A 14,728-nucleotide genomic window follows, 5' to 3' on the forward strand; every position below is an offset into this window, starting at 1 on the left:
AACCTGTGCCATGGTCATTATTCCTGTGCTTCGCTGCTGACTTTAGCGAGTTGATTCAGTAATTCAAAGGCTTTGCCGCTTTTTATGGTATTGAGCGCAAGGGCGGTGCCAGCTTTGACTGAGTCCGATAGGCCACACAGATATAAGGCACAACCCGCATTGATGGCAACCGCATGGGTGTGGGCATCGCTGCCTTGTCCTTGCAAAATCGATTGCGTGATTTGGGCGTTCTGTGCAGGCTCGCCCCCTTCAAGCTCAGTAATGTGGGCTTGAGGCACACCAAAATCCGCCGGTGTTAATTGATATTCAATAATCTCACCGTCTTTGAGTTCGGCGACCTGTGTGCTGCCATGGAGCGCTACTTCATCTAAACCACTGCCATGTACCACCATGGCTCTTTGCGTGCCAAGGGCTTGCAGTACGCGGGCGATAGGCGTCACTAGCTCTGGGCTATATACCCCAAGCAACATAAATTCTGGGCGCGCTGGGTTAATCAATGGCCCTAACACATTGAATAAGGTGCGAGTTTTCAGGGCTTGGCGCACAGGCACTGCATGTTTGACACCGCCATGGTAGTGGGGCGCAAACAGGAAGCACAGATTGAGTGATTCGAGGCAGCGGCCCGCCAGCTCGGGTGACATAGTTAAATCGATGCCAAATTGGGCGAGTAAATCTGACGAGCCCGATTTGCTCGAGACGGAACGATTACCGTGTTTTGCAACCTTGGCGCCAGCAGCTGCGGCGACAAAGGCGGCAGTGGTGGAAATATTAATGGTATTAAAACCATCGCCGCCGGTACCGACGATATCGATAATCCCTTGGCTACGGCTTGAAGCTGGATAGGGGAAAGGCTTAGCGGCTGCGCGCATCGCATCGGCGGCGCCACTGATTTCGGCAATGGTTTCACCGCGAATTTTAAGCGCCATTAACATGCCCGCCATCACGGTTTCATTCATTTCACCTTGGATAAGGGTGCTAAAGAGGCTGGCGGTTTGCTCGCGTGTTAATGCCTTGCCCTGAAACAAAATATCGAGCAGGGGCTGAATCGATGTTGCATTCATTATTGCGCTCCTGCGGTATTGTGGGCGATGTCTTGAGTCAAAAAGCTTAAGGTTTGGGTTAACAATGTGCTGCCCAAGGTGGTTAAGATGGATTCGGGATGAAACTGAAAACCGACTGCCCTGTGCTCGGCATGCAAAATCGCCATAGGCATATCTTCTGTGGTGGCAATAACATCAAGACAATCAGGTACTTTTGTGGCTACTAAACTGTGGTAGCGGGCGACAGGTAAGGGCGAAGGTAAGTTAGCAAACACGCCTTCACCATTATGGAAGGTGGGACTGGCTTTACCGTGCACGACAAAAGGCGCGCGCTCCACTTTACCGCCGTAATATTCCACCATGGCTTGATGACCTAGACAGATCCCAAGCATAGGCACTTTGCCCGCGACTTTGTCTATTAGCGCCATCATGGAGCCCGCTTCATGGGGCGCACCTGGGCCTGGCGATAAGACTAAGGCGCTAGGCTCGGTTTCCGCCAACAGCTTGTCGGCAATATAGTCGGCGGCAACATCGTTACGGTAGATCACCACTTCACAGCCAAGGCTTCTAAACTGGTCGACTAAGTTGTAGGTAAAGGAGTCGAAGTTATCGAGTAAATAGAGTTTCATCTTAGGCTCCTTATCTTGGTTGTTCAGTCGAAGTGGTCGCAGTTGCTTGATGGCTATCATCCAAGCCTGCGCCCATCTTGATGGCAGAAATCACCGCCTGCGCCTTTTGGCGCGTTTCATCGGCTTCACTCTGGGGATCGGAATCAAACACCACGCCAGCACCCGCTTGGATATGGGCTACACCGTTTTTCACAAAGGCGGAGCGGATAACGATACATGTGTCCATATCCCCAAGGGCATTGAGGTAACCCACTGCGCCACCATAGCTGCCTCGGCGGGTCTTTTCCGCCTGACGTACGAGTTGCGAGGCGCGCACTTTCGGGGCGCCAACCAGAGTGCCCATATTCATACAGGCTTGGTAGGCGTGGAGTGCATCTAAGTCTTGGCGTAGTTGACCTGTGACGCGGCTGACTAAATGCATCACGTGGGAATAACGGTCGACTTTAAGTAACTCGGCCACTTTGCGGCTGCCGCTTTGGCTGATACGGGCGATATCGTTACGGGCTAAATCGACCAACATTAAGTGCTCGGAGAGCTCTTTTTTATCTAAACGCAGTTCGAGTTCGATGCGGCTATCGAGGTCGAAATCAATCTCGCCAGTGGCGGTTTTGCCGCGCTTACGGGTACCTGCGATGGGATAAACCTCGACCTGATTATTGCTGGAATCAAACTTCAGCGCGCTCTCTGGCGAGGCACCAAACAGGGTAAAGTCATGTCCTCTGAAATAAAACATATACGGGCTGGGGTTGGTTAATCGCAGCGCGCGGTAAGCTCCCAAGGTATTGGGGCAGGGCAGGCTAAAGCTGCGTGAAGGCACCACTTGGAAGATATCGCCAGCAATAATGTGTTCTTTTAAATCGATAACGGTTTGTTTAAAGGCCTCATCACTGATATTGACTTGCTCAGTCGCTGTTATCCCAACCAGCGCGGGCGCAGGTTCTATATCATTGGCTAAGGTTTGGCAGTCAGCGCTAATGTGGCTAGCTCGTTTGGCTAAGGCTTGGGTCACCTCAACCTGTTTTGCAGAACCTTCACTAAAGTTATGGGTGATGATTTCGGCTTGTTTTTGCTTGTGATCAATAAGAATTAAGGTTTCGGCAAGATAAAATAAATAATCAGGGCAATCATTTGCACCATTTGGTGCTTTAGGCAGTGGCTCCACTGTATCAATCAAATCGTAGGAGAGAACGCCACCTAAAAATAAGTCTTCGAATGCCGGTGTCTGACCACAGTCGATATGCTTTACAAACAAGCGCAAACCATCGAGTGGCGAGGTGGATTTTAAGCGCGCATCTTCATCCTTAAGCTCAGTGTTCTTTTGCAGCGTGACCACTAAGTTGTGACCATCGTGTTGGCATTGAGTTTGGCTTGAACGAGCAGTAAAAAATTGCTCGATGGGGGCGAGTAAACTGGCTCCATTGTCACTCAGTGCGCTAAAGCGTAAACGATAGCCGTCGCAGCGGATCATCAGCGCCGCATGGGTCATCACCATGCTCTTAAGATTTTCCTTGCTGTCGATTTCTGCCGATTCTAACAACATGGTATGGGGCGCATCTTGGGTGATGTGCTGGTATAGACGCAGTGGGTCGCTATGGTATGCCAGCGTTGCCTTGAGCGTATGTGAACGTGCGAATGTCTGTTGAGACGAGGTTAAATTCGCACCATCGACTTGGATTTCCTGATTAAATGTCTTTAAGGCCATGCTGTTATCTCGCTTTTATCCATTTACCGCGTTGCAGACATTTTTCACACCAACAAAAAAGCCCGCATTTCTGCGGGCTTTTGTTGATTCTGTTACTTTCAAATGAGCACAGAGCTTCACACCACCCGCTACGTTGGGAAGTGCCACCACCAAATGATGTTGAAAGAAGCGTTAGTATGAGTCATTCAAAAGGGTCTCAATAATTCGTTAGTTGAGCTATAGAAAACATGAGCCTGAGGCGAAAGTCAATTGAATATTTTTCAAAATGATGGATTCATGTGGCTAACTCACTGTGTCAAATGCGGTTCCTGCTGGATAAAGTGTGAGATAAATGCACATTTCATCTTAAATTAACGTACAATAACGGCATGAATACTCAAAGCATCTTGGCTGACTTGCACAGCCACACGACCGCATCTGACGGTCATCTCACGCCGTCCGAGCTGGTCGCCAGAGCCCTTGAAAAGGGCGTGCAGTTATTTGCGATAACGGATCACGATACGGTTGCAGGCTTAAGTGAAGCCCGCGCCTTCAATCAAGCGCAGACCGAACCGTTAAAGCTGATTTCTGGGGTTGAGATTTCAACCCGATGGAATAGTTACGATATTCACATTGTGGCGCTCAATTTTGATGAAACCCACACAGAGTTATTAACGTTTTTAGAAAACCAGCGTGAGTTACGTGAGCTTCGTGCCGAAGAAATCGGCCATCGATTGGCTAAAGCCGGGATCGAAGGCGCCTATGAAGGCGCAAAAGCAATTGCGGCAGGCGCAGCGTTAAGCCGTGGTCACTATGCTCGTTGGCTTGCCGATCACGGTTATGCGGTGGATATGCCCAGTGTATTTAAGCGTTACTTAGCCCGTGGTAAGACGGGTTATGTGCCCAATAATTGGGGCGATATGGCCAGCGCAATTAAGGTGATCCACAACGCGGGCGGGCTCGCGGTATTGGCACATCCGAGTGGTTATAAGCTGTCTGCCAAGTGGTTAAAGCGTTTAGTGCGAGAATTTAAAGAAGCAGGCGGGGATGCCATGGAAGTGGTGCTCGGCCAGCAAACGGTGGATGATAGGGCCAATTTAGTGGCGCTGAGTGTCCAAAATCAGTTGCTTGCATCGATAGGAAGTGATTTTCACTTTCCAAGCAATTGGATTGAATTAGGTAAAAATCTCTACCAGCCTCAAGGTATTGATTGGGTCTGGCAGTCGGGATCTTGGATGGAACGACCATGAGTCAATTTTTTTATGTACACGAAGTAAATCCACAGACACGTTTGATTAGTCAAGCCGTGGCTGTGCTGAAGTCCGGCGGCGTAATTGTGTATCCAACCGATTCGGGTTATGCCCTCGGTTGCATGATCGGTGAGAAAGACGCAATGACGCGCATTACTCGCATTCGTCAAATCGAACACGATCATAATTTCTCGTTAATGTGCCGTGACTTATCTGAATTAGCGACCTACGCCAAGGTGGATAATCAGGCCTATCGCATCCTAAAAAGTTGCACGCCAGGGCCGTACACTTTCATTTTTAAGGCGAGTAAGGAAGTGCCCCGTCGTCTGCAAAATGACAAGAAAAAAACCATTGGTATCCGCGTGCCAGACAATGTGATTGCCTTAGCACTGCTCGAGGCGTTAGATGCGCCGTTGATGTCGACCAGTTTGGTGATGCCAAACGCAGAATTTGCCGAGTCGGACCCTGAACATATTCGCGACCTGTTAGAGCATCAAGTGGATGTGATTATTCATGGTGGTTATTTAGGTGAAAAGCCAACCACTGTCATCGATATGTCGGAAGATGGGTTCGAAGTCCTGCGTGAAGGCGCTGGGGATGTGACTCCGTTTCTGTAAAATCAGGTTTGTCTCAGCGATAGTGTATGGCAGCGTATGTTAGCCCGATAAAACCGTCATTTGGCAGTTTTATCGCCATTAAATTACGGGTATAATCGCGCGTTTGCGAAGAAGCGAGTCAACTCGAGTTAATGAGGCTGATACTGCTTGCTTGGGAATGGCGGTTTCAAGGTGATTGTTTTACATGGGGATAGCGGATGCAGGGCACGCAACAAAGTTTACCCTTAGCCGTTGTTCGTGGTCAGGCGATGACCGAAATGCCGCAGGATTTGTTTATTCCACCTGAGGCGTTGGAAGTGTTCTTGGAGTCCTTTGAAGGGCCGCTAGACTTACTTTTGTATCTGATCCGTAAGCAAAAATTAGATGTTGTAGATTTACCCATTTCTCAGATCACCGCGCAATATTTAGAATATATCGCGATGCTCACTCAGGCGCGTATTGAACTGGCCTCGGATTATTTGGTCATGGCGGCTACACTGGCCGAGATTAAATCCCGTCTGCTGCTGCCGCGTATGGTGGCGGAAGATGAGGTGGAAGAAGATCCACGGGCCCAGTTGATCCGTCAATTGAAGGCCTATGAGGTAATCAAGGAAGCCTCGCAAAAAATTGATGATTTACCTCGGCTTGAACGCGATGTGTTTCAAGCAATCGCGGCACCTTCACCAAATATTAAACCTTTGGTGATCCCGCCTGATGTATCGTTATTTGAAATCGCCCGCGCCTTTGGCGAGGTGCTTAAACGTATTGATGCCAATGAAGATCATCATGTTAAGCGTGAACAGTTATCGACCCGCGAGCGCATGAGCCAAATTTTAGCCATGCTTAATAGCGAGACGTTTACGCCCTTTGAGTGTTTATTCAGTGCCGAAGAAGGCCGCGCCGGTGTGGTGGTGACCTTTTTAGCGCTAATGGAATTGGTCAAAGAATTATTAGTGGAATTGTACCAAACAGAGCCGTTTTCAACTATTTATGTAAAGGCCTATTAATTGATGCAGATAAATCCAATTCAATTAAAACAGCTTATTGAAGCGAGTCTGTTTGTATTGGGGAAACCCTTGTCGGTGAAAATGTTGAAAGAAACCGTGTTGGCGGATTTCAGTGTTTCCAGAGACAAAATCAAAGCCGCATTGGACGAGTTGCAACAGGATTATCAGGAACGGGGTGTTCAACTTGTGAAAGTGGCTGGAGGTTATCGCTTCCAGACCTTGGAAGTCCTGAGTCCGTTTTTGCAACCCCTGTGGCAGGAAAAAGCACCTAAGTATTCGCGGGCAACATTAGAGACTCTGGCGGTGATCGCCTATCGTCAACCTGTGACCCGTGGTGATATTGAGCAGGTGCGTGGTGTGGCCATTAGTAGTCACATCATCAAAAGTTTGTCAGATAGACATTGGATTAAAGTCGTTGGCCATAAAGAAGTCCCGGGGCGACCCGCACTCTACGCCACGACCTTAGAATTTTTAGCCTATTTTGGCTTAGATACCCTCGCGGATTTACCCGCGCTTACGGATACTGAGTCATTGCAGGCGGTATTTTCGGGTTTGAAAGTAACGCCTGAACAGTCAGAAGAGCAAGATACTAATGAGTGAAAAATTGCAGAAAGTCTTGGCCCGTGCAGGCCATGGCTCCCGTCGTGAGATGGAGGCATGGATTGCTGCAGGCCGAGTTAGTATTGATGGCGTGATTGCCAATCTTGGCGATCGTATCGAAGCTGATGCAAAAGTACGTATCGATGGTCGAGCCATATCGCTCAAGTCTGCCGATGATGTGATTTGCCGCGTGCTGGCCTATCACAAACCCGAAGGTGAGATTTGTAGCCGTAAAGACCCTGAAGGTCGTCCAACTGTGTTTGACCGCTTGCCTAAAGTGCGTGATTCGCGCTGGGTTGCGGTAGGCCGTCTGGATATCAACACTTCAGGCCTATTGCTGTTTACCTCTGATGGTGAACTGGCAAACCGTTTGATGCACCCGTCTAACGAAGTTGAACGCGAATACGCGGTTCGTACCTTTGGTGAAGTACCAGAGGCTGCGGTACAACGTCTGCGTACCGGCGTGATGTTAGAAGACGGTATGGCACAGTTTGATGCCATTAAAGCCGCGGGTGGTGAGGGTATGAACCAATGGTGGCACGTGTGTTTACGTGAAGGCCGTAACCGTGAAGTGCGCCGTTTATGGGAATCCCAAGAGGTGCAAGTTAGCCGTCTTATCCGTGTGCGCTATGGTATGGTGGAATTACCTAAATCTTTACCCCGTGGTGGTTGGATTGAATTGCCAATTGAGCAAGTTAACTACCTGCGCCAATTAGCGGGCCTTGAACCTGAAACTCGCACTATGCTGGCTGCAGATAAACACAGTGTGGCCCGTGCGCAGGTGAAGAGTGCCAAAATTCGCCGCGCTGTACGTAAGCATAAAGTCACCTCAACGGGTAAATCGAAGCCAACGCGTCAACGTAGTTAATCGGTTTATGTTACCCAGTTAAAAGGCCGCTTGCGGCCTTTTTTGCTTTCTGTAGCCTATGGTTATGCTATAACAAGCCTAAAGATGACGAGGAGATGAACCATGGAATTAATATCGGTCAAGCGAATTTGGGCGCAAGGTGAGCATAATGCTTTTACCGATCTGGTGTTATACCAAGGGGCATTATTTTGTGTATTTCGAGAAGGCTCTGCTCACGTATCTCCTGATGGCGCTTTACGTATTCTTTGCTCCCATGATGCCGGGGAAAATTGGCAAAGTGTGGCGCTGCTGACTTCGGCTCATGCTGATTTACGGGATGGCAAATTAATTGAATTTCGAGGTGAGTTGTTGCTATTGGGTGGTGGTACTTTGCACAATAAATCAGGTTTACAATCCTATCTTTGGCGCTCAAAGGATGGCGTAAATTGGTCCGAACCGCAGGCGGTAGCTGATATAGGTTACTGGTTATGGCGTTTAACTGAGCATCAAGATGCACTTTATGGTGTGGGATATCGGGCGGGGCCTGATGGAGATACCCGTTTCTACAAAAGTGACGATGGACAGCTCTTTAAACCTTGGATGCCTGTTTTTAACGACCAAGGTTATGTAAATGAAAGTTCGCTTGTATTTCACCAAGGGAGTTGTTTTTGTTTATTAAGGCGCGATCCCGTGTGGAGTGACGAGTTTTTAGGTTTACTGGGTCACAGCTTGCCACCTTTCAAGCAATGGACTTGGCAAACACTCGATAAACGCATCGGTGGGCCAGTGCTGTTTGTCTATCAATCCCGTTTGATGGCGGTTGTACGTCTTTATGAAGGGAACATTCGCACTGCACTTATTGAAATAAATCAAGATACGGGCGCTATTCATGAGAGGCTCACGTTACCTTCGCAGGGCGATACTAGTTATGCTGGCATTGTTCTGAAAGGTGATCATCTTTGGGTGAGTTATTATTCAAGTCACGAGCAGGTATCGGTTCCCGATAATATTCAAGTCCAAAGTGATAACTTGCAAGAGAAGTCTAAAACAATGATTTACTTTGCTAAAATTAGACTCAGCGACTGAGTAAAAGTAAAGGGAACCATTCGGTTCCCTTTACTTTTATACCACAGCGTTTAGTGAGCCTTACTTACTGGGCATTGAATTGCTGACCGTTAATATCGCTAGAGTCCTGTCCCATTAAATACAAGTAAGTCGGCATGATTTCTTCGGCCGTTTTTAAATCGAATGGATTTTCGGCAGGGTATGCTTTAGCACGCATTTCGGTGCGCGTTGCGCCTGGGTTAATGCTGTTCACGCGGACTGAAGTGCCATCACATTCGTGGGCGAGTACCTGCATCATGCCTTCGGTGGCAAATTTCGAGAAGGCATAGGGCCCCCAGTAGGCGCGGCCCTGACGACCAACACTGCTGGAGGTGAAAATAATCGAGGCACTTGGTGCTTGGCGTAGCACTGGCAGTAATGCCTTGGTTAGCATCACTTGTGCGGTGACATTGACTTTAAGTACATCTTCAAGTGAAGGAATATCGATGTGTTCAAACGGACCTAGGGCGCCGAGTAAACTGGCATTATGCAGTAAACCATCTAAATGGCCGAACTGTTCGCTGATCGTGTCGGCCATATCACGGTAGTTTTGTTCGGTCGCACCTTTTAAATCCAGTGGCACAATGGCTGGCATCGGATAACCCGCTTGCTCGATAACATCGTAAACGGCTTCGAGTTTTTTAACGGTTTTACCGAGTAAAATCACCGTGGCGCCATGCTTGGCAAATTCGATAGCCGCCGCGCGACCAATGCCTGCTCCTGCACCAGTGACTAAAATAGTTTTACCTTTAAGTAAATCTTTTGCTGCTTGATATTCCAACATGAGCCTTTTATTCCTCTTGGCGAAAATGCCCGCCACTTCTAGAGTCGCTGAACTGCTAAACGCATGTTTCAAACAAATGAATGAAACTTTGTTATAAATAGCTAAAATCTTTGTGACAAACTTGTGGCTAACTCAATATTTTTACGTTAACTTGAAATGAGTTAGGGGCTAACATAAGCCCTATTAGTCATAGCTTTTGCGCTATTGTGACTAATTTCTTGGGGAAAACAAAACTATTACAACAAGATTTGGGGAAAAAAAATGAAAAGACTCATTTTGTGTGTTGCGATTGCATCAGCACTGGGCCTCACAGGATGTGGCGAGGACAGTTATAACGAACTCAAGGATAAGACGGAGCCGCTCATCCCTGAATCCCATATGGTATTCGACCCTGCTAACTCTAAAGTTCCTTTGCCAAATGACCTCCTGTTCAGCGGCACTAAGGATGGTACTTTATCTATACCGGGTGAAAGTTCTGGTAATTATACCGATCCTCAGATTGCACTCGGTGCATTAGATGGATGGTCAACTACGTCGCCCATTTCAATCGATATCGATTTAGCAAAAGATCATGATGGCACCCAGCTCACCCTGATGGCGGCATCTGTTGCCCAGCCTGGCGCGGTAAGAATGTTTGAGGCTACCGTGGGGGGCGCTTTGTCCTCTGATCCTGAGTGTAAAGCCAAACCGTCAGTATCAGCTTGTAAAGTAGGGGCTGAATTACAATTTGGTGTGGACTTTGTTTCTACTGCCTCAGGCAATAAAGTCGTCATTATTCCACTAAAACCGCTTAAAGCGGGTCAGTCTTATATTTATGCGACCACTAAGTTAATTCAGGATTCAGAGGGACGCGGCATTGCCCCTTCAACAACCTATGGTACGTTGAAGATGGATATCAATACGCTGCCTCTAGAAACGCCAGATCAACTGATGTTGCAAACCTTAATCAATAGTTATGAGAAGGGGATAGCAGCTGCACATAATGTTGATACTTCAACAATTACCTACTCTGGCTTGTTCACTACTCAATCAGTCGCAAATGTTTATGAAACCACAAAACTATTGATGGCAAGAGGCGCTCCCTATGCACCTAGTTTTGCACAAATGCCGACTCCTACTGGGTTAACTGTGGCTCAGGCTGCGAGATTAAAACCAGCAGATGGTATGGCTTACGTGGTTTCAAATTTAGCGGATGTCTATACTGCAAAAATTAAATTGCCAATTTACGGTGATTGTTCTTCTGTCAGTTGTTTATCTGCAGAAGGTAAACCATTAATAAATGGGAGTTGGAAAGCCCAAGGCGATAGCCCAGTTTCTGTGCTATTAGCGCTGCAAGCGGGTACCTTAAGCCAAACTAACTTTGGTATGCAGGCTGTCGCTAATGGTATTGCTAACCCCGCTGATGCATTAGCTAATCCTTCGCTAATGGCAGGTAAAACCTGGCTATTAGACGATGGTACTGCGGTTGATAAAACCAAACATTTGACCAAATTTAACCCAATCCCTGCGATTAAAGGTTATGAAACGGTACCTGTACTGATTTCTATGCCTAATGCCACTAAACTCGCGGCCTTCTATCAGCAGCAAGGCTTAACCTTTACACCACCAACATCAGGCTGGCCAACCACGATTGCGCTGCATGGTTTAGGTGGCGGTAAGGAAATGTCTTTAGCTTATGCGGGTTCTTATGCGGCCATGGGCGTGGCAACGGTAGCTATCGATATGCCTTTACATGGTGCTCGTTCATTTGATGCCAATGGGGATGGTATTTACGAAGTTTCGGCAACCGATCCCTCTTTTGGCAATGTGATTGGTACTCCGGATGCCTTTAAAAATGGTAACCCGTTAGTCTTTGTCAATATCTCAAGCACACTTTCTGTGCGAGATAACTTCCGTCAGGCAACCATGGATCACCTTGGCGTGCGTTTAGCCTTAACTGGCTTCGCACAAGGGCTTGCGCAGGCTAATCAACCACAAGTATTTGATGTCTCTAAGATCAGTGCGCAGGGGTTAAGTTTAGGTGCGATTGTGGGAACCGATTTTGCTACCTATGCCAGCACGGGGATGAGAAATCCAACCACGGGTGAAGCCTTACCTAACCCTTATGTGATTAATGCGGCTTCTTTGGTTGCTCCTGCTGGTGGTTTAGCAGGCGCTTTTGCCGGTTCAGCCACCTTCGGTCCCGTACTGTTTAATAATGTCACTGCTTCGGCGACATTCAAAGCTTTAGTCGATAAGGCTAATACGGCAGGATATGAGCCAGGCAGCCCTGAATATGCGGCATTAGTTCAGGCGGTTTACGCGCAATTTATTCCTACTTTTGCCTTTGCTGTGCAAACGGCGGTGGACTCAGCAGATCCGGTTAACCATGCTGGCATGTTAAAAGCAACAGGATTACCTGTGCACTTAATTGAAGTCGCTGGTGATGGTAATGGTAACTTAGCGGATCAAGTGTTACCTAATAGTGTCGATAACTTCCCATTATCAGGTACTGAACCGCTGATCTCTGCAATGGGTTTACCTTGCGTCGATGCTACGACGAAAGGGCTTGGTGTGGTGCGTTTTGCCAAGGGCCATCACAGTTCTATTGTTGACCCAAGCGAGAAGAGTTCTACAGATGGTATGGCAGCTGCGGCAACGGTAGAGATGCAGACTCAAGTAGCAACCTATGCATCGACTGCGGGTAAAGGTGAGGCCACTATTTACGTCACCGATCCAAGTGTGATCGCGACTTGTCCTAACTAATCCGAGTTAAATCCTAAAAACCCAGCCTTTGCTGGGTTTTTTTATGGCGCTTTAGGCTGTTAGAATAGCGCGCATTAAACCGGATCACCTTAGGTCCCAACGGAGAGTACTTTGGAATTTCTATACGAATATGGCATGTTTTTGGCCAAAGCTGTGACTATCGTTGTTGCGATTGTTGCTGTGATTATTGTCGTCCTCGCGTCCACTGTGAAGCACAAATCGGATAAAGGTGAACTGAGGATCACTAACCTTTCAGAAGAACTGGAAGAACTAAAGCACAGTTTGAAGGAGGAACTGCTGACGAAGAAGCAGTTTAAAGCCTACGAAAAACAGCTGAAAGCAGACGAAAAGGCGAAGGAAAACGCGGCCGAAAAAGACCACAAAGGCAAGGTCTTTGTCATTGATTTTAAAGGTAGTATTGATGCCGCCGAAGTAGCATCTTTGCGCGAAGAAATCAGCGCAATTTTAACCATCGCCGAAAAGGGTGATGAAGTTATTGTCAATGTCGAAAGTGGCGGTGGCATGGTGCATGGTTATGGATTGGCATCGAGCCAGCTCGATCGTCTGCGTCAGGCCGAGATCCCATTAACGATTTGCGTGGATAAAGTTGCCGCCAGCGGTGGTTATATGATGGCCTGTGTCGCCAATAAAATATATGCCGCGCCATTCGCCATCGTGGGTTCTATCGGGGTAGTTGCTCAGTTGCCTAACTTCAACCGTTTGCTGAAAAAGCACGAAATTGATTATGAGCAACACACAGCCGGTGACTTTAAGCGCACCTTAACCGTCTTTGGCGAAAATACTGACGAGGGCAGACAGAAGTTCCAACAGGAGCTCGAAGAAACCCATGAGCTGTTTAAAGCTTTTGTAACCAAATATCGTCCTCAGCTCGATTTGGCAAAGGTGGCCACTGGTGAACATTGGTACGGTCAACAGGCGATTGAATTAGGCCTTATCGATGCGATTTCAACCAGTGATGATGTGTTAATGCAGTTAGCGGGCGAACGTACCGTGTATAAGCTGCGTTATCAGGTGCGCAAGAAACTAGCCGATAAAATCGCCCATGGTGCGTCCCTGTCGGTAAATGCGATTTTTAATCGATTAGTTGAGAAAAATCGTCCCATGTAAGCCGACGCATTGACTTAATACAGATGAAAACGCCTGCGAATATGCAGGCGTTTTTGTTTTGTTTGGGCGCGAAATGAAATAATACATTTTTTTAACATTAAGTTTGGTTTAAGACTATTCAAAATAAGCGAGATCTTATACAACTAATCACCTAGGGAATTAAAAGCTGAACAAATCACATTAAGGATATTCCATGTTACAGCGCGTCGATTACAAGACGAACCTGATGGTAGGCGATCAAACCTATCCCGCATTTGAGCTGCGTAATATTCTCGACTTTATTGCCTCACAGTTAGGCGAAAAAGCCTTACAGCAAGTCTGTGGTCATATTGGTGTTGGCCGGACTGAGCTTAATCATTGCCAGTTTGTCTTTGTCTGGCAGGTGGAATATGCGATGGAGTTTTTACGCTTACAGGGTGGAGATCCCGATATTGGTACTAAATTAGGGCTGAGTTATCGGGTGAGTAGCTTAGATGTATTGTTGCCCCATCTTGCTCAACTTAGCTCATTGCAGGCCTGCTTACAGTTTGTGATTAATCACCCGAGTTTAGTTGGTAGTTTTACTGATTCTTTGGTACGTCTAACAGATGACAGTGTTTGCATTCGTTGGCTTAATACGGGTCGTATTGATAAAGCACAATACGGATTTCAGTTTTTACACAGTATTGGGTCACTATTGGGGCTCGCCAGAGAGCTGACTGGGGAGGCGATAACGCTAAGTCAAATTAATTTGGTTGGGTCAGGTCGAGACTGCCATTTTTTAGAGGAGGCAACGGGTGCGAAAGTGCAGTTTAATTGCGAATATTACGAATGGAGTATTTCCCTTGATTATCTTGCTCTTGCAATAAACTATCCTTTCCCTAAATTTGCAGAGATAACGCCTTCAGCTTTTACCACCTCCTTTATCGAAACCGTATTGATAGCGATCCGCGCACATTTTCCCCATGTACTTCATTTAGATGAAATGGCGGCGCAGCTGCATATGAGCGACCGCAGTTTTCGGCGTAAACTTGCTCAGCTGGGATCGAGTTATCAGCGTCTCGTTGATCAGGTGCGCTGCCAACGGGCGGTCGAGTTGATTTTAGCCAACAAGCTAGATATTGAGGCGATTGCCGAGACCTTAGGCTACAGCGATGTGAGCCATTTCCGTCAATCCTTTAAGCACTGGATTGGCCATCCGCCAGGGTATTTTAGTCGGCTTAACTGCGGCTAAAGGATAGTGAACTAGCTTAATTGGTTAAAAACGGAAGCGATACTTTAAGGGAAACGGCGCTATCCTATATTCAATTTCATCCTTGTTTATCCCTTTTATTTTTT

General features: G+C 47.4%; 13 protein-coding genes and 1 other annotated feature. Of the genes, 9 read left to right on the forward strand and 4 right to left on the reverse strand.

Translation table 11 applies throughout. The features are described 5' to 3' along the window. Positions 1-17 precede the first annotated feature (17 nt). Genes trpD through FJD32_RS08360 form a run of 3 tightly spaced genes read right to left on the reverse strand, consistent with a single transcriptional unit; the run spans position 18 to position 3,371 of the window. The gene (gene trpD, locus FJD32_RS08350; RefSeq protein ID WP_069455224.1) at positions 18-1,061 is read right to left on the reverse strand and encodes an anthranilate phosphoribosyltransferase; all 1,044 of its coding nucleotides are present in this window, start codon (positions 1,059-1,061) and stop codon (positions 18-20) included. After that, on the reverse strand, positions 1,061-1,669 hold the full coding sequence (locus FJD32_RS08355; RefSeq protein ID WP_037420014.1) for an aminodeoxychorismate/anthranilate synthase component II: 609 nt from the start codon (positions 1,667-1,669) through the stop codon (positions 1,061-1,063). The genes trpD and FJD32_RS08355 overlap by 1 nt, the downstream gene beginning before the upstream one ends. A gap of 10 nt (positions 1,670-1,679) precedes the next feature. Next, complete coding sequence (locus FJD32_RS08360) at positions 1,680-3,371, reverse strand: anthranilate synthase component 1 (protein ID WP_140907274.1); 1,692 nt, start codon at positions 3,369-3,371, stop codon at positions 1,680-1,682. 52 nt (positions 3,372-3,423) lie between these two features. Beyond that, positions 3,424-3,529, reverse strand: a sequence feature (Trp leader region). 210 nt (positions 3,530-3,739) lie between these two features. Here FJD32_RS08360 and FJD32_RS08365 point away from each other — a divergent pair. The 6 genes from FJD32_RS08365 (at position 3,740) to FJD32_RS08390 (ending at position 8,736) form a co-directional block, all read left to right on the forward strand. Continuing rightward, entirely contained in the window at positions 3,740-4,600 is an 861-nt protein-coding gene (locus FJD32_RS08365; RefSeq protein WP_140907275.1) for a PHP domain-containing protein, read from the forward strand. Then, positions 4,597-5,217 carry an L-threonylcarbamoyladenylate synthase gene (locus FJD32_RS08370; protein WP_037420004.1) on the forward strand — a complete coding sequence of 207 codons (621 nt, stop codon included), beginning with the start codon at positions 4,597-4,599 and terminating at the stop codon, positions 5,215-5,217. Before FJD32_RS08365 ends, FJD32_RS08370 begins: the two co-directional genes overlap by 4 nt. A gap of 197 nt (positions 5,218-5,414) precedes the next feature. Beyond that, positions 5,415-6,203: a ScpA family protein gene (locus FJD32_RS08375; RefSeq protein WP_088585413.1), complete on the forward strand. Its 789-nt coding sequence runs from the start codon at positions 5,415-5,417 to the stop codon at positions 6,201-6,203. Between the two features lie 3 nt (positions 6,204-6,206). Next, on the forward strand, positions 6,207-6,803 hold the full coding sequence (gene scpB, locus FJD32_RS08380; RefSeq protein ID WP_037419998.1) for an SMC-Scp complex subunit ScpB: 597 nt from the start codon (positions 6,207-6,209) through the stop codon (positions 6,801-6,803). Continuing rightward, on the forward strand, positions 6,796-7,671 hold the full coding sequence (gene rluB, locus FJD32_RS08385) for a 23S rRNA pseudouridine(2605) synthase RluB (protein ID WP_037428604.1): 876 nt from the start codon (positions 6,796-6,798) through the stop codon (positions 7,669-7,671). Before scpB ends, rluB begins: the two co-directional genes overlap by 8 nt. Before the next feature lie 102 nt (positions 7,672-7,773). After that, entirely contained in the window at positions 7,774-8,736 is a 963-nt protein-coding gene (locus FJD32_RS08390; protein WP_140907276.1) for an exo-alpha-sialidase, read from the forward strand. Between the two features lie 64 nt (positions 8,737-8,800). Here the strand turns inward: FJD32_RS08390 and FJD32_RS08395 are convergent, their stop codons facing one another. Then, on the reverse strand, positions 8,801-9,538 hold the full coding sequence (locus tag FJD32_RS08395; RefSeq protein ID WP_037428600.1) for a YciK family oxidoreductase: 738 nt from the start codon (positions 9,536-9,538) through the stop codon (positions 8,801-8,803). Positions 9,539-9,799: 261 nt separating this feature from the next. Between FJD32_RS08395 and FJD32_RS08400 the strand changes: the two genes are divergently transcribed. From FJD32_RS08400 to FJD32_RS08410, 3 genes are all read left to right on the forward strand, one after another. Next, the gene (locus tag FJD32_RS08400; RefSeq protein WP_140907277.1) at positions 9,800-12,283 is read left to right on the forward strand and encodes a VolA/Pla-1 family phospholipase; all 2,484 of its coding nucleotides are present in this window, start codon (positions 9,800-9,802) and stop codon (positions 12,281-12,283) included. A gap of 111 nt (positions 12,284-12,394) precedes the next feature. Further along, positions 12,395-13,411 (forward strand): protease SohB, encoded by a 1,017-nt coding sequence (gene sohB / locus FJD32_RS08405; RefSeq protein ID WP_140907278.1) that lies wholly within the window; start codon positions 12,395-12,397, stop codon positions 13,409-13,411. A gap of 193 nt (positions 13,412-13,604) precedes the next feature. Next, positions 13,605-14,624 carry an AraC family transcriptional regulator gene (locus FJD32_RS08410; RefSeq protein ID WP_055648776.1) on the forward strand — a complete coding sequence of 340 codons (1,020 nt, stop codon included), beginning with the start codon at positions 13,605-13,607 and terminating at the stop codon, positions 14,622-14,624. Positions 14,625-14,728 lie beyond the last annotated feature (104 nt).

This window comes from Shewanella sp. LC6 (genome assembly GCF_006385735.2).
In the GTDB taxonomy this organism is placed as follows: domain Bacteria; phylum Pseudomonadota; class Gammaproteobacteria; order Enterobacterales; family Shewanellaceae; genus Shewanella; species Shewanella xiamenensis.

Coding starts and splice junctions, on each gene's coding strand:
- trpD (WP_069455224.1), bottom strand. CDS start 1,061: ATGAATGCAACATCGATTCAGCCCCTGCTCGATATTTTGTTTCAGGGC.
- FJD32_RS08355 (WP_037420014.1), bottom strand. CDS start 1,669: ATGAAACTCTATTTACTCGATAACTTCGACTCCTTTACCTACAACTTA.
- FJD32_RS08360 (WP_140907274.1), bottom strand. CDS start 3,371: ATGGCCTTAAAGACATTTAATCAGGAAATCCAAGTCGATGGTGCGAAT.
- FJD32_RS08365 (WP_140907275.1), top strand. CDS start 3,740: ATGAATACTCAAAGCATCTTGGCTGACTTGCACAGCCACACGACCGCA.
- FJD32_RS08370 (WP_037420004.1), top strand. CDS start 4,597: ATGAGTCAATTTTTTTATGTACACGAAGTAAATCCACAGACACGTTTG.
- FJD32_RS08375 (WP_088585413.1), top strand. CDS start 5,415: ATGCAGGGCACGCAACAAAGTTTACCCTTAGCCGTTGTTCGTGGTCAG.
- scpB (WP_037419998.1), top strand. CDS start 6,207: ATGCAGATAAATCCAATTCAATTAAAACAGCTTATTGAAGCGAGTCTG.
- rluB (WP_037428604.1), top strand. CDS start 6,796: ATGAGTGAAAAATTGCAGAAAGTCTTGGCCCGTGCAGGCCATGGCTCC.
- FJD32_RS08390 (WP_140907276.1), top strand. CDS start 7,774: ATGGAATTAATATCGGTCAAGCGAATTTGGGCGCAAGGTGAGCATAAT.
- FJD32_RS08395 (WP_037428600.1), bottom strand. CDS start 9,538: ATGTTGGAATATCAAGCAGCAAAAGATTTACTTAAAGGTAAAACTATT.
- FJD32_RS08400 (WP_140907277.1), top strand. CDS start 9,800: ATGAAAAGACTCATTTTGTGTGTTGCGATTGCATCAGCACTGGGCCTC.
- FJD32_RS08410 (WP_055648776.1), top strand. CDS start 13,605: ATGTTACAGCGCGTCGATTACAAGACGAACCTGATGGTAGGCGATCAA.